18 protein-coding genes are annotated in these 19354 nt (G+C 56.2%); 8 read left to right on the plus strand and 10 right to left on the minus strand.

Annotation, left to right across the window (positions count from 1 at the left end):
- Window positions 1–144 precede the first annotated feature (144 nt).
- The 4 genes from RGU70_RS00485 (at window position 145) to RGU70_RS00500 (ending at window position 3139) form a co-directional block, all read left to right on the plus strand.
- Complete coding sequence (locus tag RGU70_RS00485; protein ID WP_322207476.1) at window positions 145–1107, plus strand: YheT family hydrolase; 963 nt, start codon at window positions 145–147, stop codon at window positions 1105–1107.
- A 2-nt stretch (window positions 1108–1109) separates the two neighbouring features.
- Window positions 1110–1706 carry a DUF2946 family protein gene (locus RGU70_RS00490; RefSeq protein ID WP_322207477.1) on the plus strand — a complete coding sequence of 199 codons (597 nt, stop codon included), beginning with the start codon at window positions 1110–1112 and terminating at the stop codon, window positions 1704–1706.
- A 142-nt stretch (window positions 1707–1848) separates the two neighbouring features.
- Window positions 1849–2373, plus strand: coding sequence for a cyclic pyranopterin monophosphate synthase MoaC (gene moaC, locus RGU70_RS00495; RefSeq protein WP_322207478.1), 525 nt, complete (start codon window positions 1849–1851; stop codon window positions 2371–2373).
- Between the two features lie 223 nt (window positions 2374–2596).
- Window positions 2597–3139 carry an ABC transporter ATP-binding protein gene (locus tag RGU70_RS00500; protein ID WP_323505501.1) on the plus strand — a complete coding sequence of 181 codons (543 nt, stop codon included), beginning with the start codon at window positions 2597–2599 and terminating at the stop codon, window positions 3137–3139.
- 105 nt (window positions 3140–3244) lie between these two features.
- Here the strand turns inward: RGU70_RS00500 and RGU70_RS00505 are convergent, their stop codons facing one another.
- From RGU70_RS00505 to RGU70_RS00540, 8 genes are all read right to left on the minus strand, one after another.
- Window positions 3245–3778 (minus strand): pilin, encoded by a 534-nt coding sequence (locus tag RGU70_RS00505; RefSeq protein WP_322207479.1) that lies wholly within the window; start codon window positions 3776–3778, stop codon window positions 3245–3247.
- A gap of 334 nt (window positions 3779–4112) precedes the next feature.
- Complete coding sequence (sucD, locus tag RGU70_RS00510; protein WP_322207480.1) at window positions 4113–4994, minus strand: succinate--CoA ligase subunit alpha; 882 nt, start codon at window positions 4992–4994, stop codon at window positions 4113–4115.
- A 17-nt stretch (window positions 4995–5011) separates the two neighbouring features.
- A complete protein-coding gene (sucC, locus tag RGU70_RS00515; protein WP_322207481.1) occupies window positions 5012–6178 on the minus strand; it encodes an ADP-forming succinate--CoA ligase subunit beta in 1167 nt (388 codons plus the stop codon).
- A 409-nt stretch (window positions 6179–6587) separates the two neighbouring features.
- Window positions 6588–7049: a recombination regulator RecX gene (gene recX / locus RGU70_RS00520; RefSeq protein ID WP_322210653.1), complete on the minus strand. Its 462-nt coding sequence runs from the start codon at window positions 7047–7049 to the stop codon at window positions 6588–6590.
- A 176-nt stretch (window positions 7050–7225) separates the two neighbouring features.
- Window positions 7226–8374: a recombinase RecA gene (recA, locus tag RGU70_RS00525; protein ID WP_322207482.1), complete on the minus strand. Its 1149-nt coding sequence runs from the start codon at window positions 8372–8374 to the stop codon at window positions 7226–7228.
- A gap of 191 nt (window positions 8375–8565) precedes the next feature.
- Window positions 8566–9570, minus strand: a complete 1005-nt coding sequence (locus tag RGU70_RS00530) for an aldo/keto reductase (protein WP_322207483.1) — start codon at window positions 9568–9570, stop codon at window positions 8566–8568.
- Window positions 9571–9846: 276 nt separating this feature from the next.
- Entirely contained in the window at window positions 9847–10764 is a 918-nt protein-coding gene (locus tag RGU70_RS00535; RefSeq protein ID WP_322207484.1) for a Tim44-like domain-containing protein, read from the minus strand.
- A gap of 161 nt (window positions 10765–10925) precedes the next feature.
- Complete coding sequence (locus tag RGU70_RS00540) at window positions 10926–11291, minus strand: hypothetical protein (protein WP_322207485.1); 366 nt, start codon at window positions 11289–11291, stop codon at window positions 10926–10928.
- A gap of 532 nt (window positions 11292–11823) precedes the next feature.
- Between RGU70_RS00540 and RGU70_RS00545 the strand changes: the two genes are divergently transcribed.
- The 4 genes from RGU70_RS00545 to RGU70_RS00560 are packed head-to-tail and all read left to right on the plus strand — an operon-like array spanning window position 11824 to window position 16412.
- On the plus strand, window positions 11824–12522 hold the full coding sequence (locus tag RGU70_RS00545; protein ID WP_322207486.1) for a response regulator transcription factor: 699 nt from the start codon (window positions 11824–11826) through the stop codon (window positions 12520–12522).
- 20 nt (window positions 12523–12542) lie between these two features.
- Window positions 12543–14027: a sensor histidine kinase gene (locus tag RGU70_RS00550; protein ID WP_322207487.1), complete on the plus strand. Its 1485-nt coding sequence runs from the start codon at window positions 12543–12545 to the stop codon at window positions 14025–14027.
- Window positions 14028–14041: 14 nt separating this feature from the next.
- Window positions 14042–14359, plus strand: coding sequence for a DUF4212 domain-containing protein (locus RGU70_RS00555; RefSeq protein ID WP_322207488.1), 318 nt, complete (start codon window positions 14042–14044; stop codon window positions 14357–14359).
- Window positions 14349–16412, plus strand: a complete 2064-nt coding sequence (locus RGU70_RS00560; RefSeq protein ID WP_322207489.1) for a sodium:solute symporter family protein — start codon at window positions 14349–14351, stop codon at window positions 16410–16412. The genes RGU70_RS00555 and RGU70_RS00560 overlap by 11 nt, the downstream gene beginning before the upstream one ends.
- Window positions 16413–16583: 171 nt before the next feature.
- Here RGU70_RS00560 and RGU70_RS00565 read toward each other — a convergent pair whose 3' ends face one another.
- Window positions 16584–17567 (minus strand): T6SS immunity protein Tli4 family protein, encoded by a 984-nt coding sequence (locus RGU70_RS00565; protein ID WP_322207490.1) that lies wholly within the window; start codon window positions 17565–17567, stop codon window positions 16584–16586.
- Window positions 17564–19279: a hypothetical protein gene (locus RGU70_RS00570; protein ID WP_322207491.1), complete on the minus strand. Its 1716-nt coding sequence runs from the start codon at window positions 19277–19279 to the stop codon at window positions 17564–17566. Before RGU70_RS00570 ends, RGU70_RS00565 begins: the two co-directional genes overlap by 4 nt.
- Between the last annotated feature and the right edge of the window lie 75 nt (window positions 19280–19354).

The following is a 19354-nucleotide window of genomic DNA, read 5'->3' on the forward strand; positions in this document are numbered from 1 at the left end:
TGATTACGCTGCTGCGCGGCTGAATTTTATCGTTCCGTTCCCCTACTGTTACCTCACCGTTCATTGACGAGTACGAACGCACGGCGGGTGCCGACGGCTCGGGCAGCAACCACAGACGAATCCTCTCCTTACTACGGGCGCACCATGCTTTACCAAGCTCCCCGCTGGCTTCCCGGCGGCCACCTGCAAACCATTTTCGCCGCCACTTGCATCGCCAAGCCACCCGTGGCCTACCGACGCGAACGGTGGGATGCGCCGGATGGCGATTTCATCGACGTCGATTTTGTCGATGGCCTCCCCGGCAAGCCACTGGTCGTTCTGTTTCACGGACTGGAAGGCTCCTCGGACAGCCACTATTCGCGCGCCTTGATGGCGCAGGTGGCACAACGTGGATGGTCGGGCGCAGTACCGCATTTTCGTGGCTGTTCCGGCACCATCAATCTGGCCCCCCGGTTTTATCATTCCGGCGACACTCAGGAAGTGGACTGGATTCTGCGCCGACTGGCGGAACGTCAGCAGCCAGGTCAGCATTTAAATGAGACCGGGAAACTTTATGCCTGCGGCGTTTCACTCGGCGGCAATGCCTTGCTGCGCTGGCTGGGGGAGTCGCAACATAGCGCCGAGTTCATCGCCGCGGCCTGTTCGGTTTCAGCGCCGCTCAATCTGGCCGGTGGCGGCGAAGCCCTCGGCCGAGGATTCAGTCGCGTGTACACCCGCTCGTTCCTGCGTACACTACACGTTAAATGCCTGCGCAAACTGGAGCAATTTCCAGGACTGTTCGACCGCGAGACCTTGCTGCAAACCCGCGATCTGCATGCCTTCGACGATCTGGTGACCGCCCCCCTGCACGGCTACCGCGATGCCGACGATTACTGGGATCGCGCCAGCGCCTGTCATGTTCTCGGCGACATCACCGTCCCGACGCTGGTTCTGAATGCGCAGAACGATCCTTTCCTCCCGGCGCGCTATTTGCCGGCCACTGCCGCACCGGCTGTCACGCTGGAGTACCCAATGCAAGGCGGACATGTAGGCTTCCCGGTCGGTACCGCGCCGGGGCGCATCGACTGGCTTCCGCAGCGGCTATTGCAATTTCTGGAGACACACTGAGCATGGATGAACAAGTCAAACTGGCCATGCAAAAATGGCCCAACGTGCCGCACTGCTTTGGCTGGCTGGCGCTCGATGCACGCGGCGCTTTTCGCATGCGCGACGAACGGACGCAAGCGCTGAACCTGACCGGCGACCGTATCCAGCATGAAGCCTTGCTGGCGTTCATCCATCGCAATTACAACCACGACGCGCAAGGTCGCTGGTATTTTCAAAACGGTCCGCAGCGGGTTTTTGTGGATTTGCAACTGACGCCCTGGATTGCCCATACCGATGCCAGCGCCGGTTTTCTGCTGCACGATGGCAATAGCGTTGACGCGATTGCTGAAGTCTTGCTGAGCGATGCCGGGCAATTTTTCCTCACCGGCGATTTCGGTGTTGCCGCCATCGACGACCGTGACAGCGCCGAATGCCTTGCCCTGCTGCGCATGGATCAGTCCGAGCCATCGGAAGCGGCTTTGCTGGCGTGGCTGGAGGGCACTAGCGCCGCCGCGCTCTGCCTCCAATGGCGCGGGCAGTCTCTGCCAGTCCGTCGTATCGACACGGATGCATTATCACTGCCGCTTCAGTTCGGCTTCATTGCCAAACCTCGCGAGTGATTTTTTGGCGCGGCCTCTGCGCCATCGTCCCGAATGGCCGATGCTATGATGCAGACGGTTTTTCTTCTCGCAGGTAACGACGGCTATTGCGCGTCGTAATGCCTTCGGCCAACGCTTTTCTTTTGATTGTCGGTTCCCGCGCATGACTAAGCCATCCACGTCCTCCCCTTCTCCTGTATCTGCCACGCTGACGCATTTCGACAGCACCGGCTCCGCCCACATGGTCGACATTGGCGCGAAAGAGGATACGGCGCGGATTGCCCTTGCCGCTGGATCGATCCGCATGCAGCCCGCCACACTGGCGATCGTGCAGTCCGGCAGCGCAAAGAAAGGGGACGTGCTGGGCATTGCCCGTATCGCGGCCATCATGGCGACCAAGCGCACCTCCGATCTGATTCCCTTGTGTCATCCTCTGGCACTAACCCATGTCGCCGTCGCGTTTGATATCGACGCGGCGACATCGACTATCCATTGCACCGTGCGCGCGCAAACCACTGGCAAGACCGGGGTTGAAATGGAGGCGCTGACGGCCGTTCAGATTGGACTGCTGACGATCTACGATATGTGCAAGGCCGTAGATCGGGGGATGGTGATGGGCGATATCCGGGTGCTGGAAAAGCATGGCGGAAAATCGGGTGACTGGGTTGCACCCAACACTACTCCTTAAGCAGAATTAGGATGCTCTCGAGTGTGTCCGCAAGCAACTCAATTCCACTTCACTGATGATCGCAGAGGGACACTTATTTCTCTTGTTCAGTGTGCATTCTTAATACGACCCCACAGGCGGATCTATCGAAGCTCTCTCCACTCGCAAGCCCCTCGTTCTGCAAGCCAGCCAGCTTTGCTTCGCTTATCCCGATCATCCGCTGTTCGCAGACTGGTCTGCCGACATTCCCCCGGGGATTACCCTGGTTCTTGGCGGGGATGGCAGAGGAAAAACGACGCTGCTGCGTTTGCTGGCGGGGGAGTTGGCGGCACAATCCGGTCGTTTGCAACTGAATGATGCCTGCCTGAGCGACAATCCGGCTGCATACCGGCAGCAAGTGTTTGCCACCAATCCGCGTTCCGATGCGTTTGATCCGATGACGGCAATCGCTTATTTCAAATTGCAGCAAGGCCTGCACCCCGAATTTAACGAGCCGCTGTTGGCCACCTTGATTGACGGTTTGTCTCTGCAGCCGCATCTTGAAAAAGAGCTGTTCAGGTTATCGACCGGCTCAAAACGTAAAGTCTGGCTCGCTGCGGCCTTTGCTTCCGGCGCTGTCCTGACCTTGATTGATGAGCCCTTCGCCGCACTCGACCAGGCATCGATTGATTTTGTGCTGACGCATTTGAGGTCAGTAGCAGATCACCCTGCGCGCGCATGGGTGATCTCTCACTACGAACTGCCAGTGGACTTGCCTCTGGCGGCACGGATCGACCTGGGGGACTAGAGTCTGCAAATAACCGAACTGTTTTTGATCAGGCAGACAGTGTCAGATCAAATCTGGCTCGGTTCTCAGTCCCCGGTTCCGGTAAGTACGATTAATCCCTGAGGATCACGCTCCGCGGCAGTTTGCCGGTGCGAATTGCTTGGGCAAGGTACCTGCGGCGAAGAGGGTATTTGTTGTGCTGCCTGCCGGCGTTTCCTGCGCCACCCCTGCTGCGACACATTGCCAACTGATCGCGCCGGCACCAAATGTCGGTACCAGGGTCAGCGTAGGCGACGTGACATTGACATCGCCGATGCCGGCTTTATAGGTGATCGTCACAACACCACCCTCGCCAACAGCGATACTCTCGACATTCGGCGTCGACTCCGGCGAGGTGTACGCGACTTGCGCCGCCGTCAATGCCTTGCCCATCACCTGCGCCTGGGCAGCCTCGGCTACCGCCAGCTTGGCACCGGAGGCCAGATTGAGGCCTTCGACCACACGGGTCCGCACCATGTAATTACGGTATTGCGGTATCGCAAATGAGGCCAGCAAACCGATAATCCCCAGCACCACCATCAATTCGATCAACGTAAATCCCTTGATCCGACGTCCGGTTGGTGCTTCTTCTTTTTTATCTGCGCCATTAGTGCTGTCCATGCGATTCCGATCGAAAATGAAATAGGTATTGAGCGATCCTGTGCGTTTCCTTGCAGCAGGTTCCGTGAAACTTTTTTGCTACGACTTGACGGAATCAGATCTCGCCATGAAATCAATGAAATCCGAAACAAGTCTCAAATTTTTACTTTCTAAACGACGCTTGTCAAATGACGCTTGCAGATTGCCTAAGGATTTCGTTCGGGACTGGAGGATAAGAGACCCCATCCACGCCGTGGCGGACACACCATGAGCGCACTTCATCCGCACCACGCATAAGGGGAGCCGCAGCTCCCCTTATCGTTTTCAGCAAGCCGGTCTGATTAAACAGTCCGAATTACAGCATTGCCTTCAACAAACGCGCCATTTCGGACGGGTTGCGTGTGACCGTAATGCCGCAAGCTTCCATGATGGCCAGCTTGGCTTCTGCTGTGTCTGCACCACCAGAAATCAAGGCACCGGCATGACCCATGCGCTTGCCTGCTGGCGCAGTGACGCCAGCAATAAAGCCGACCACTGGTTTTTTCATGTTGTCTTTGATCCAGTAAGAAGCATTCGCTTCGTCAGGACCGCCGATTTCACCAATCATGATGACGGCGTCAGTATCAGGATCATCATTGAACATTCTCATGATGTCGATGTGCTTGAGACCGTTGATTGGGTCGCCGCCGATACCGACTGCCGACGATTGGCCAAGGCCAAGCGCGGTCAGTTGACCGACTGCTTCATACGTCAGCGTGCCGGAGCGCGAGACGACGCCGATGCGGCCCTTTTTGTGGATATGGCCTGGCATGATACCGATCTTGATTTCATCGGGCGTAATCAGACCTGGGCAGTTAGGGCCCAGCAGCAAAGTCTTGCTGCCTGACTTCGCCATGCGGTCTTTCAGTGCCAGCATGTCACGGACTGGAATACCTTCAGTGATACAGATGGCCAGATCGAGGTCGGCTTCGACCGCTTCCCAGATCGCCGCAGCAGCGCCGGCTGGCGGCACGTAAATGACGGAAACGTTGGCGCCGGTTTGTGCCTTCGCGTCAGCGACGGTAGCAAAAATCGGGATGCCTTCGAAATCTTCGCCGGCTTTTTTCGGGTTCACACCAGCAACGAATGCAGCCTTGCCGTTCGCATAATCGCGGCAGCCGCGGGTATGGTACTGGCCGGTCTTGCCGGTGATGCCTTGGGTGATAACTTTAGTATCTTTGTTGATCAGGATCGACATGTCTGTTCCTTGTCCTATTATTTACCGTTAGCTGCTGCGACTACCTTTTGCGCAGCTTCTTCCATACTGTCTGCCGCAATGATGGGCAAACCGGAGTCGGCCAGCAGTTTCTTGCCGATTTCCTCATTGGTTCCCTTCATGCGCACGACCAGTGGCACCTTCAGCGATACTGCTTTAGAAGCAGCGATCACGCCTTCAGCGATCACATCGCAGCGCATGATGCCGCCGAAAATGTTGACCAGAATGGCTTTCAGCTCAGGATTCTTGAGCATGATCTTGAAGGCTTCTGTGACTTTCTCTGTCGTTGCTCCGCCGCCCACGTCCAGGAAGTTGGCAGGTTCGCCGCCGAACAGCTTGATGGTGTCCATGGTGGCCATTGCCAGACCAGCGCCGTTGACCAGGCAGCCGATGTTACCGTCGAGCGAAATATAGGCCAGATCGAACTTGGATGCTTCGACTTCTGCCGGATCTTCTTCGTCCAGATCGCGGTAAGCGACGATTTCTGGATGACGGAACAGCGCGTTAGCGTCGAAATTGAACTTGGCGTCCAGCGCGATCACTTTGCCGTCGCCGGTCAGGATCAGCGGGTTGATTTCCGCCAGCGAGCAGTCGGTTTCCCAATAGGCCTTGTACAAACCCTGGAGTTGCTTGCGTGCATCGGCGATCGATGCAGGAGGCACGCCGATTTTGGCGGAGATGCTGTCTGCATCGGCATCGGTCAGGCCGGTAGCCGGATCGATGATGACGCGATGAAGCAATTCAGGATGGCTTTCTGCCACTTCTTCGATATCCATGCCGCCTTCGCTGGACGCCATCAGCACCACGCGCTGGCTGACACGGTCGGTGACCATGCTGACGTACAGTTCTTTCTTGATGTCCGCGCCTTCTTCAATCAGCAGGCGACGCACTTTTTGACCTTCCGGGCCGGTTTGATGCGTGATCAGCTGCATACCCAGAATTTGGGTCGCATATTCCTTGACCTGTTCCAGCGTTTTAGCAACTTTCACGCCGCCGCCTTTACCGCGGCCGCCTGCGTGAATCTGGGCTTTGACAACCCAGACTGGTCCGCCCAGCTTTTCCGCTGCCTTGACAGCTTCTTCCACTGTATTGCATGGAATACCGCGTGGCACTGTCACGCCGAATTGGCTGAGAATTTCTTTACCCTGATACTCGTGGATTTTCATGGGAGTTTCCCTTTAAACGCTAATTGAATAAAATTTACTGAACTGAAATCCTGCAACTACGCCGACCGCTACCAAGCCGACGGCAACTGAGCCGATAGTCCGTTCCGTAACGACGATAGCTTCACGGCAATACACACCACACCCATGCAACCAACGACCGAGGCAGTCTCGTGTGGACATTTTTTTTGGAATCGGTAGGAAATTCGACAAGAATGGGGACATGAAGGGTGATGCTATATCGTGCAATGGGAGACCAGGCTCAAATTCGCAGCAGCGACTTACGTCGGCTCAAAACCGGTGGCCGACCCGATTTCGCACAGAAAACGATACTTTCCTGCGGCGCAACAAAACCGAGCGAGTGTAGCACAGCTTGCACGCCCCCTACGCTCTTAGCCGCGCGCAGACAGGATCAATCCTCGCTGTAGGTATCGTCCTCGCCATCCTCGCGCTTCACCCGGATCGCGGCTTGTATCGCCGAGGAAGAAAACCCCCGTTGTTGCAAAAACCGCATTTGTTTTGCGCGTTGTTCGGCGTCGGCAGGAGGGGAGTCAAATTTTTTGCGCAGCACCTGACAGGCACGCTCAATCTCATCGCCGGCCAGTCGCACTTTGACATTGGCAGTAAGTTCATCACCAAGTGCATGGCCTTGAAGCTCGTACATAATGCGTAAATTGCCAAATCGGGCAGCGCGACGATTGACGAGCGACTCGGAAAAGCGCTCTTGAGAGAGAAAATTGGATTGCTGTAACCAGTCAAGAACGGCATCGATATCATCCGATTCTTCGGCGTAACGAGCGAGCTTGCGCTGCAACTCCAGCCGGCTATGCTCTCGCTGGGAGAGATATCGCAAGGCTCTGGTTTTGAGGCTGATTTTTGAGCTGCTTTTTGGGCTGCTTTTTGGGCTGCTTTTTGGGCCGTTTTTCTGGCTGATAGACGGTCTTGTCATAAGTAGTCAGTACCGTCCGTCAATACAGTGATTCCAACACCGGGGCAGGCAAACCGTGATTGATACCCGCCCCGGCACGACCCATACGGGCCGTCCGGCAATTATGCCGCGTCTTTATCCTTGTCTTTGTCTTTGTCCTTGGCAGTCGCGGCTTTCGGCGCAGCGGTCTTGACCTGGCCACCAGCCAATTCAGGAACACCCAGTGCAACGCGCACTTTGTTTTCAATTTCCCGCGCCAGTTCAGGACGTTCTTTCAGGTAATTGCGTGCATTGTCCTTACCCTGACCGATACGTTCGCCGTTATAGCTATACCAAGCCCCGGACTTTTCAACGATCTTGGCATCGGAACCCAGATCGAGGATTTCACCTTCGCGTGAGGTGCCTTCTCCGTACAAGATATCGAAGTGCGCTTCGCGGAACGGCGGCGCCACTTTGTTTTTGACGACTTTGACCTTGGTTTCGCTGCCAATCACTTCATCGCCGGACTTGATCGAACCGGTACGGCGGATATCCAGTCGCACGGAAGCGTAGAACTTCAAGGCATTACCGCCGGTCGTTGTTTCGGGATTACCGAACATGACGCCGATTTTCATCCGTATCTGATTGATGAAAATCACTGCGGTATTGGTGCGGTTGATACTGCCGGTCAGCTTGCGCAAGGCTTGCGACATCAAACGCGCTTGCAGGCCAGGGAGAGAATCGCCCATGTCGCCTTCGATTTCAGCACGCGGCGTCAAAGCGGCGACCGAGTCGACCACAATCAGATCGACCGCGCCGGAGCGGATCAGCGCATCGGCAATTTCCAGCGCCTGTTCGCCGGTGTCCGGCTGCGAAATCAGCAACTCCGACAGGTTGACGCCCAGCTTCTGTGCATAGGTGACATCCAGTGCATGTTCTGCATCAATGAAGGCGCAAGTGCCGCCCAGTTTTTGCATTTCAGCGATGGCTTGCAAAGTCAGCGTGGTCTTGCCCGATGATTCCGGGCCGTAGATTTCCACCACGCGTCCGCGTGGCAGGCCGCCAACGCCAAGAGCGATGTCGAGACCGAGCGAGCCGGTTGAAAATACCTGGATTTCTTCCATGACCGCGCCGTCTTCCATGCGCATCACCGAGCCCTTGCCGAATTGCTTTTCTATCTGCGCCAGCGCAGCGGCAAGCGCCTTACTTTTTTCAGAAGCGCCTTTGTCAGCCGCTTTATCGGCAGCTTTGTCGGCGGCTTTGTCAGAGCCAGCGTTCTTTTTGTCGTCCATATGAATCTTCTTTCAGCAAGAGGGGGCGTAAAAACCGGGTAATCAGGGGTATTGCGTCTGGCATTTTAACTGCACGGATAGTACTGTATAAAAAAACAGTGTATTACGCAAGTTCTTTTTACTATTTCCCTGGTGGAATGATAAATCTTGTATCCGGCCGGGTATCTGGCATCCGTCTGCAAGATGCCGCATCACATACTGCGACGGCCAAAAAACGGGTAGCTCGGATCGTTATAGCCGGGCGTTGAGGCATGCCCCGGTGCGACCAGTCCATCCACCAGCAGCTCTTCTTCAGGACTAACGATTAGGTCGAGCGCGGCGTAATAGTCTTCCATCTGCGCCAATGTGCGAGGGCCGACGATAACGCTGCTGATATGCGGGTTCGCCAGCACCCAGGCTGTTGCAAAGTTACCCAGCTTGACGCCACGTTCTTCGCAATAATTTTTCAGCGTTTGTGCGATTTCCAGCGATTCTTCGCGGAATTCAGTTTGCATCATGCGCTTATCGCCCCGTCCGGCGCGCGTATCTTCAGCCGGTTTGACGCCGGGAGCATATTTACCGGTCAATACGCCGCGTGCGATCGGGCTGTAGGGCACCACACCCAAACCGTAGTGGGCGCAGGCTGGCAAAATTTCCACTTCCGGTCCGCGGTTGAGCAGGTTGTAATAGGGCTGGCACACCACCGGTGCCGGCACGCCATTTTTTTCACACAGGCGAATGATTTCCGCAATGCGCCAGCCACGGAAATTGGAAACGCCAAAAGAACGGATTTTGCCCGTCCGGATCAGGTCTCCCAGCGCCTGTACTGCCTCTTCCAGATTCTGCTCTGGTTCGTCGCGATGCAAATAAAGGATGTCCAGATAATCCGTCGCCAGCCGTTGCAGGCTGTTTTCCGTTTCGCGGAGAATCCACTGGCGCGAGTAACCGGATTCGTTCGGCGCATCGCTCATGGGGTTGCCGAGTTTGCTGGCTAATATCCAGTGGTGCCGCTGACCCTGCAGCAAACGGCCCACCATTTCTTCCGACTTGCCTTTGGTGTACACATCGGCGGTATCAATGAAATTGACCCCATGCTCGCGGGCAGAGGCCAATATACGTCCGGCCTCTTCGTCCTCCGTCTGATCACCGAACATCATCGAACCGAGACATAACGCGGATACTTTTAGGTTGCTCTTGCCCAAACGCCGATATTGCATGATGGTCCTGACGCGGTAGTGATAAGTAGGAAAAATCGCTTGGCCTGCAACGAGGCCAGTGCTGATTATTGCACGCCTGTTTTTCCGGCGTACTTCATGACTCACGACGATTGACAAGGGCATACCCTTGCACCGTGACGCTTGACCTTGCTGACAGAGGCCAACTAACCGCGCGGCTTGCCTCCTCAGAAGTACCCCCATGCTGGGCGCACATAAAAAAACCGCCGACGAAGCCGCCGGCGGTTTTAAGCGATCGAAGCGAAACAATCCGCCTGATTAGCCCAGTTGTTGTATCCCGGCAAGAACCCAGCCGCCGTTGCCGCTTACCGGCTTCGACAAGTTCCAGATTTCCGCGAATGGCTCTGCCGACACGTTCAGATCTTCCTTGATCATGCCGGAAAATTTGACGCTGGCCAGATACTCGCCACCTATGGTTTCGATCCCCTGCAACTGCGCATCCAGCGTCATGACGTCGGTATGGTTGGACGTTGCACCGCGTTCCTGGATTTGCAATCTCAGCTCAGCAAACATTTCAGGCGAAGAAAACTCCCGGATGTCCTCGATGTCCGCCTTATCCCACGCCGCTTGCAGGCGGATGAAATAGGTTTTTGCATGACGCAGGAAACCCGTCGTATCGAAATCAGCAGGAGCGCCCAAGGTAGAAGCTCCGCCGATACCGGATGCGGCATCGGCACCTGCAATGCCTGAACCGATTTCAGGCGCTGCCTGACGAGCCATCGGCGTATTAGGGAAAGGTTCTGTATTGGCCAGAAAATCGCCCGGTGCGCGCGTGGCATAGGCCGGCTGCGCTTGCTCGCCTTCAGTTTTACGACGAAACATGCGATAGATGAACATCGCGGCGAAACCTAACAGCGCCACCATCAACAGGGTGCTGATCATGCTACCCAGTGCGCCGCCCATGCCGAAGTGCGACAGCATTGCGCCCAGACCAAGGCCCAGCAATGCGCCACCCAATATGCCCTTCCATGGGCTGGCTGGTTTTGGCGGCATGCCTTGCGGCGTTGCCGCCGGAGCAGCAGGCTTGGCGGCAGGAGCCGATGCAGGAGCAGAGCGCTGCATGCTCGACTGCTTACCGAAGGAACCTCCGCCACCGAGGCGTCTGGCCTCAGCGGAACCGATACCCGCAGTCAGCGTGAGCGCCGCGATAACGAATGCGACAAATACTTTTTTCATGACTATCTCCAATGGAAAATGAAAACTGGCTTTAATACAAATGAGCGCGCAAATGAGAGCAAATACGATTGAATAAAATCAATGTGTCAGGAGCCTGACCTGCGCGAAGGCGACTGCGAAACATCGCAGCAGGCCGGGGAATCCAGAGAACCCGGCCCCGATCAGGCGCGGGGCGGGCGAGCCGCAGGCGGCAAAAACGGCGGCTGCCGCGCCATATCGTCGAAAGAAGACGAAACCATCGTGACGACATGAGGGACGCCAAATACCATCGACGGCAACAAGGCGAATTCGTCCAGACCGGCGTGAGAGGCAGACATATCCGCCGACAAATCTTCGCCAGTGTCGTCCGGCATACCCCCCGGCGCATCCTGCTGATCACTCAAGGCCTGATCGGAGGGAGCCATGTCGGACATCTGCCTTGCAGATGCGGCGAGACTATTTTGCTGCTGCGCCTCGACTACGCGCGCAGCGCCGTTGGACGCACTACTGGCTACCACGGCAAATGCTTGCAGTGGTAACAGGGCCATCAACAGTAAAAAAAAGAATTGGCGCATTGAACAGAAAAGAGTGATGCGGCAATGAGACTACGACAGTAAGGTGTCAAATAAAGAGCAAACGGTACCGAGCCTGAACTTCCCGCAGTGGTCAGTTGCCCCTCCATTGCGCCTCAATTACCCCTCCTCAATTACCCCTCACTACACACAGCGTCGCAAATTATAACAAAGCCCGCATGGACAGCCTGGTGAGTTAGCTATATGGCGGCTGAGCGAATTTTTTCAATGGTAGAGAAACAATAGCCCTGAGGTAAGGGCGATTGAGTAGAATAGCAAGCAATTGTGCATAATAATTTAGAAAATAACTGACTTTCCACTGCATCAGCGCATTGCGCCAGCGCCATCCGGCAGGGTTCTTGTCCTAATGAGAAACACTGCCAGGCATCGCTGATGAGATCACTGCCTCACGATGTTGCCCCACCTTGTTGTCCCGCATTGCTGATCCACATTGTGGATGGATGATTAATTCAGCAAATGTCTTCACCACCTTCCAACCGGGGTCACCATGCGCATTTTACTGGCTGAAGACGATAGTGTGCTGGCCGATGGACTGACGCGTTCGCTGCGTCACTCCGGCTACGCAACCGACTGCGTCAAGACCGGCCTCGAAGCCGACTCGGCGCTGTCCACACAAGATTTCGATTTACTGATCCTCGATCTCGGCTTGCCCAAACTATCCGGCCTGGAAGTACTGCGCCGCTTGCGGGCGCGTAACTCACGCCTGCCCGTCCTCATCCTCACTGCGGCCGATTCAGTCGAACAGCGCGTGCAAGGCCTCGACCTCGGTGCCGACGACTACATGGCCAAACCATTCGCCCTATCGGAACTGGAAGCGCGGGTGCGGGCGCTGACGCGGCGCGGCGCCGGTGGCGGCCCGACGGTGATCCGGCACGGCCCGCTGAGCTACGACCAGGTCGGCCGCAGCGCCTATATCGGCGAACAAATGCTGGATCTGTCGGCGCGCGAACTGGGCTTGCTCGAAGTCCTGCTGCAACGTACCGGCCGGCTGGTTTCCAAAGAGCAACTGGTCGATCACCTGTGCGAATGGGGCGAAGAAGTCAGCAACAACGCCATTGAAGTCTACGTGCATCGTCTGCGCAAAAAAATTGAAACCGGCGGCATCCGCATCGCCACCGTTCGCGGCCTTGGCTACTGCCTGGAAAAATTACCGGAAATCCAACCCGCTACCAGTGCGGGCATCTAGGGCTTGCCCACTCCGCAAACATGATCGACACGCAGCCGCAAGAACGCATCCAGCGCTCACTATTCGGAGAAATTCTCGACTGGATGCTCGCGCCGCTGCTGCTGCTATGGCCAGTGAGCATTGCCATCACCTATCTGATCGCGCAATCGATCGCTAACCAGCCGTTCGACCGCGCGCTGGAAGACAGCGTCACCGTTCTGGCGCAACAGGTCAGCGAAGTCAGGGGCAAAATCAGCACGCATTTGCCTGCGTCGGCACGCGATCTGTTGCGCGCCGACGATATCGACAATATCTATTTCCAGGTCAGCGGCCCCAGCGGTGACATCGTGGAAGGCGACCACGACCTGACACTCCCTCCGCCAGACGAGGAAAAACTAACGCCGGGCGTCGTGCTATTTCGCAATGATATTTTTCATGGCACCGATATTCGTATCGCCTATACCCAGGTCGATCTGCGCAGCATTGTCGAACAACAGAATACCGCCAGCAAACCTCGCCTGGCGACCGTGCAAGTGGCCGAAACGCTGGACAAACGCGCCCAGTTGGCCAATGAAATCATCAAGGGCGTGATCCTGCCGCAGTTTGTGATTTTGCCGGTGGCGCTGGCACTGGTCTGGCTGGCCTTATCACGCGGTCTGTCGCCGCTGTCGGAATTGCAGAAACGCATACGCGCCCGCCGCCCCGACGACCTCAGCCCCATCGATTCACGTCAGGTCCCGGAAGAAATTTCACCGCTGGTACGCTCCCTCAACGACATGCTGGCGCGGCTTTCGCAAACCATAGAAACCCAGAAACGCTTCATCGCCGATGCCGCCCACCAGATGAAAACGCCACTGGCAGGCATGCGCATGCAATCCGAACTGGCACTGCGCCAGACCGATCAGGCCGACATCCACCGCTCGCTGGAACAACTGGCAAAAAGTTCAGAATCCGCCACCCGCCTGATCAACCAATTACTCTCCCTCGCCCGCGCCGAAAACCAGACGTCGGCAACCACCCCGTTCATCGCGCTCGAACTAGCCGACCTCGCCCGCAGCGTCGTGCAGGACTGGGTCCCGATGTCCTTTACGCAGCACATCGATCTCGGCTTTGAACAAGCAGAGCAAGTCATCACCGTGGCAGCTAACCCGATCATGCTGCGCGAACTGTTAAGTAATCTGCTCGACAACGCCTTGCGCTACACGCCCGCCAACGGCAGCGTCACGGTAAGGGTCAGCAGCAATCCCGAGGCGGGATTAGCGCTGCTGGAAGTCGAAGATACCGGCCCCGGCATTCCGGCCGCCGAACGCGGCCATGTGTTTGAACGCTTTTACCGCATCCTCGGCACGCAAACCGCCGGCAGCGGACTGGGTCTGGCCATCGTGCGCGAAATTGCCCAGCAGCACGGCGCTACGGTCAGCATCGCCACGAATCCGCGCACCCACGATCCGAAACTCCCCGGCTGTCTGTTGCGTGTGTCCCTTCCGCTCATGCCTGACCTGCCCGCTACCGACGAACCCGACTGACGGATGACCAAGCAATGACCGACACGCAGAAACCTCCTCACGATCAGCACGCACCTGCCCCGCTCAACCGGCAGGCTTGCTGGCAGGCGACGCGCAACCTCACACTGAGCCTGCTCGCCATCTGGTTCGCTGTTACTTTTTTAGTGATTTATTTTGCAAGCGAACTCAACACCATCGTGCTGTTCGGCTGGCCGCTCTCGTTTTACATGGCAGCGCAGGGCGTCGCGCTGATGTATCTGGCATTAGTCGCTTTTTATACCGTCGCCATGAAACGGCTCGACCAGCGCTACGCCTTGCAACAGACCGGGACGGATCGCGACAATGAACAATAAACTGTTTACCCGCCGGCTCAGCCGCTACTATGGCTGGTACACACTGGGTTTCATTGCCTTTCTGATGGTGCTGGCGATACTGGAACACGAAGGCATGCCGCGCGTCTGGATCGGCTATCTGTTCATGTTCGTGACTATTGCGCTGTACGCCGGCATCGGCGTTGTCTGCCGCACCTCCGATGTGCCCGAATACTATGTCGCCGGACGCCGCGTTCCCGCCCTGTTCAACGGCATGGCCACCGCCGCCGACTGGATCTCCGCGGCCACCTTCATCAGTCTTGCCGGCGGACTATATCTGCAAGGCTTCGACGGCCTCGCCTACATCATCGGCTGGACTGGCGGCTATTGTCTGGTCGCAGTACTGATCGCCCCTTATCTGCGCAAATTCGGCCAGTACACGATTGCCGACTTTCTGGCCGAACGCTATAGCGGCCGCTACGGTGGCACCCCCGTGCGGCTACTGGCGGTCATCGCCACCATCATCATTTCCTTCACCTATGTTGTCGCGCAAATTTACGGCGTCGGTCTGATTACTTCGCGGTTCACCGGCATCGATTTTTCAATCGGCATTTTCCTTGGTCTGGCCAGCATTCTGGTCTGCTCTTTCCTCGGTGGCATGCGGGCAATTACCTGGACCCAGGTTGCGCAATACATCATCATTTTGCTGGCCTACCTGATCCCCGTTATCTGGCTGTCCGCCAAACACACCAGCGTACCGGTGCCGCAAGTCGCCTACGGGGCCGTCCTGCCGACCTTGCATGAAATCGAAACCCGGCTCAAGGACGATCCTCGCGAAAAAGAAGTGCGCGCCATCTTCCAGCAACGCGCCGACGACTTCCAGCACAAGCTCGATGGCTTGCCTCAATCGTGGGAAAACGGCCGCCAGGCAGCGCAGCAGCACATCAACATCGTGCGCCACAACAGCAACGCCACACTGATAGAAATCAAGGCGGCCAACCGTGAGTTATCGAGCTATCCGAAAAGCGTGCAGGAGGCCGAGCGCAAATGGAGTGAAGCACGAACAGCCAACCTCGCACGCGCCGCCCCGCCGCTATCGCAGACGGAACCGTTTCCTGGAAAAGACAAGGAAATTGCCGACATCAAACGCAATAATTTTCTGGCACTGGTGTTTTGTCTGATGATGGGCACCGCCGCATTACCGCATGTGTTGATGCGCTATTACACGACGCCATCGGTGCAGCAGACCCGCAAATCAGTATTCTGGACGCTGTTTTTTATCCTGCTGATTTACATCACCGTACCGGCACTGGCGGTACTGGTGAAATACGATATTTACACCACGCTGGTCGGCAGCAGTTATGCGCACTTGCCGGACTGGGTGTATTACTGGGCCAATATCGACAAGGTCAATCCGCTGGTCAGCATCGCCGATCTGAACCACGACCATATCGTCCAGCTCAGCGAAATTTCGCTCGATGGCGATATCATCGTGCTGGCCACACCGGAAATTGCCGGTCTGCCGTATTTCATTTCCGGGCTGGTGGCTGCCGGCGGACTGGCTGCGGCGCTCTCGACTGCCGATGGTTTACTGCTGACCATTTCCAATGCTCTGTCGCACGATGTTTACTACAAGATCGTCGACCCCAGCGCCTCCACGCAGAAGCGCGTGACCATCTCGAAACTGCTGTTGCTGGTAGTGGCTTTGCTGGCGGCCTATGCCGCATCGCTCAAGCCTAGCGATATTCTGTCGATGGTCGGCGCCGCCTTTTCGCTGGCGGCCTCCACCCTGTTTCCGGTGCTGGTGCTGGGCGTCTTCTGGCGACGCGCCAATCAGGCGGGTGCCATTGCCGGGATGGTGATTGGCTTCATCGTCTGCGTCGGCTACATGATCCGCACCCATCCGGCCTTCGGCGGCATTCCCGACAATCAGTGGTTTCACATCACGGCGATTTCAGCCGGCGTCTTCGGCGTTCCGGCCGGTACGCTGGCCATCATTGTCGCCAGCCTGCTGACGCCGCCGCCGGATGCGCGCACGCAAGCGCTGATCGACCATATCCGCTCGCCGGATGGGAAGCTCGATTCCGCCCTCTAAAGATTTACAAATGAAGCCTGACGAATATCGCCGCCCTTTAGATTGTGACGTACAGTCTCCGAATCGTCATTTCTATAGGATTTTCTCCGCATCCTAGCTTCGTCAAACGTCACATTTGGCGAGGTGATTACGTCGCTTAGCTATATAAAAAGTTTCTCTTTTTTTGAAAAATTAAACCGCTCCGGTCCGCAAACGGATCGATCCCAATACCGCATCCCATAACCCCAGCAGTTCTTCGTCTGGGAGGAGTGCCGCAGCGACTTCGTGACCAATATTAAGGCGGGCATACATGCGGGGTGCCATGATTGAATTCGGTTTGCCTCTGAAGTCCCACTTGAATGCATGGGAAATAAGTCCGCTTCCTGGTTCGTTTTTAAATGCTAATTCCTCGCCATTTAATCGCGCTACTTCGCGTGCAGACTGGCGTAGTAGCGTGACTTCAGGGAACCTGTCGACAATGGTGCTGCGTTCCAGCAAGGTCGGGCCGGTGTCTACTGCGTCGATAACCTGTGTGGAAAAACTTAAATTAATGTCATTAAAGCTAACCATGACAGCGGCATTTTCGAAATTAGCAGGATCGACTCCGCTAACAAAGGCATGGTCGAAACAGGCACCACGGTCAGTGATATACGGATCAAATGAACGCGGTTGAATCAGGTTTAATATTTTATTTACAGATGCGCGGACACCGCCGACCCGTGCTCTATCAACAGCACTAGTCATGAAGAGATACCCGTTGAATTCCTCAGAATAACGGTATGCCTCAAATTGCAAAAAACCATCCCGATTGGTATCTTCTTCAAATAGAAGAATCCGACTTTGCGGTACGGTGCCTTCCTCAGCATTGAGCAACAACCGAGTAGCAGCATCCGATCCTTCTAATTCCTGTTCCCTCGCCGACAGCAAACCTAGATATTGCTCTTTTGTGGCAGGACGCCACGTGAAATCCGTTCCCTTGATGCGCTGCCCCCACGAGACCTCTGTGGCGGCTTCAGGAAGATCGACCAAGTAACGGCCGACGGCATAGGGTTTCAATGGATATTTCTGCATAGTTTTTTCTTTCGTGAGGCCTTTGACATGGGGATGACAGGCAGCCAGAGGCCATAAAGCGCCGATAGCGATGGCTGCTAGTAGTTGGCGACGTCGCGACCTCATGGATGGTCCTTCGTCATTTTGCAGATGCTGTAGGCAATGAAGCGCATCACCACGGCGTGACCCGTGTGGTAAGCGTTCTGATGGTCGATGCCGTTCACCGCCAACTGGGCGCGGACACAGGAAGGCGCGAAATACTGCGGCGCTGAACCAGAAAACGCCGGCACCGTGCCGTCGCCGGCTTCAACAGGTGGCGTCAGATATAAATACAATCGGTCGAGATTGCGTTTCGCACAAATTTCCCCTTTGGCATCGTCGCGCGTCTCATCGGCAATTCCGCGTTCCATGAGGTCGACGTTGATGCCGCGTCTGTTGGCGTCGAGGTGCGACACATATCCATTTGGGTCCCTCGCTGTATAGATGACTTTCCGCCATGTCACCGTGCCATAGGTCGGGTAGCGTTCAGCATCCTTGCCATAAAAGCTGTAGGTGTTTGGATGGTAGTGGTGTCCTAATTTGTCATGGAAGTTTTCTGCTTTCGTCAGCGCGGTATTAAAAGAACTCCATGCATTCTTGTTGTCATCCCCTCCAAATTTTTTCGCCGGGTCGAGCCACTCAGGATGAATCAAGCGCCACCATTTCTCTTTCTCACGATAAATGCTGGCATACGGATTGTCACCGATGGGTATGTGATGGTCCATTTCCTCTACCCGGGCCAGGGTCACCTTCAGCCATCTGGCCGGTTGGTAGACTTTGTTGGGCAGGAGCTGCAAGCCGCCGGGGGAATGCCCAAGTACGGCCGTGACTTCGCGACCATTGCTGCCGGCCACCTTCTGGGCTCCCACTGTGTTCTTGATGCTGCCCAGACTAAACCAGTCGATCTGCCCCATCTCGAAGCCGGTGCGCATGCGCTTGTATGCCGCTGCTGCGCCTAGGGCCGGCATGACGCCATGCAGTACCCCCAATACGTCGTCGGCAGCGCCTCCCATCGCCGGATGCACGGCGGCACGCGCCACCAGCCCACCCATGGAGTGCGTGACCAGAATTACTTTTTTGCAGCCTCCCGAGCCGCCTAGTTTTTTTTGATACAGGGCTTTGATGCGGCGGATTTCACTGGCCAGATATTTGCCGGAGTCTTCATTCGACTGCAACCAGTTGTAGCCGACGGCGTGCACCGGAAACCAGTATTCGCCCATGTGCTCGATGTCGGCGCGATCCAGTTTCAGCGTGTCATGGTAAGGCAGCGGTATGCCGGCATCCATCAACTCCTGGAACAGCGCGCCGATGAGGACCTTGTCGGCGTAGGGGTCATAAAAGCAGGGCTGGTTCAGGACCGAATTGAGATACGTGATTACTTTCCCATAGCTACCCCAATAGACACTGCCCCAGCCACGAAACTCGGCGGCCTTTGCGGGGAAATTGGCGGGAAGAAATGAGTCCTTCTTTTTGTCCACGATGAATCGCTTGTCAACTCGGGTATTTCCCGGATTCAGAAGTAGCTGTCGCGAGGCGGCATCTAATGCCGCCTCGTCATAGGCAGCAAAATCGGGACGCCAGGCAAAGTCCCCCGATTTTTTATCCAGAAGATCAATGCCGTTAAGTAACTTCAGATTCGACCCCATGACCCCCGGCACAAAAATCACCGGAATCGCCTGACTCGACGGCGCTAATACCAGCGCCTTTTTTTTGATTTCTGTGGGGGTTAACGGGGTGCTCCAGAAGGGAAAGCCTTCGTCGTCATAGGAGGTGGGAACTACATGAAAGGCGTCGTTCATCGCTGCTCCTCAGGGGGATATGAGGGAGCGAATTTTTACATGAGCGATGTGACTCTGGGCGAGATCAGGGAAGAT

This window comes from Herbaspirillum sp. RTI4 (assembly GCF_034313965.1).
GTDB lineage: Bacteria > Pseudomonadota > Gammaproteobacteria > Burkholderiales > Burkholderiaceae_D > Herbaspirillum.